Below are 634 nucleotides of genomic sequence, written 5' to 3' on the forward strand. Positions count from 1 at the left end.
TGTCCACCACGATTTTTGCGGCCGACGAACAGCATCCCGGATCGTCGGTTTCGCCCGCTCGCCGGTCTGTATGTCGCCCGAAAGTTCCGGCAGATAGCGGATATCGGTGGCGGTCACGCCATTATCGTTGTTTTCCGCGCGATCAGTCCGGAACCCCGAGTGGTAGAACGAACGTTCGGCTGACTGTCAAACATTGCCGCTGTGTCCGCGACTACGAGACCCGCCCCGATGGTGGCAATGTAAACCGTGGCTTCAGGGTTTGCGTCCCATTCCGCACCAGGCCCAGGCGGGACCCGTATGGGGTTCGACATCGAACAGCGGAACCTCTGCCAGCTCGGGATGCCAGTCCTCCAGCGTCGTGATGCCGGGCGCCAGCAGATGTGTTCCAGCGAAAAACTTTTCGGTCTCCGTGCGGTTACGGGTGATCATGGTTATGCCGCTGCGCTCCGCGGCTTCCGCGGCGCGCTGGGCGCCCCGAATATTGAAATCCGCGGTGGCGTGACTGATTGCCAGGGAACTCCCTGGCGGGACGGCGTCCAGGAACCGCGCGACAATATCGCGTATCCCGTCGGAGTCGCGGAAGTACATCAGCACCGAGATCAGCATGATCCCGATCGGCCGGTCCATGTCCAGA

General features: G+C 61.8%; 1 protein-coding gene. It reads right to left on the reverse strand.

What is annotated here, in order from left to right:
* Positions 1–252 precede the first annotated feature (252 nt).
* A partial coding sequence (locus K7711_RS47055; RefSeq protein WP_222979689.1) for an SAM-dependent methyltransferase occupies positions 253–634 on the reverse strand: 382 nt, incomplete at its 5' end.

Origin of the sequence: Nocardia coffeae, assembly GCF_019890715.1 — a bacterium.
GTDB lineage: Bacteria > Actinomycetota > Actinomycetes > Mycobacteriales > Mycobacteriaceae > Nocardia > Nocardia jiangxiensis.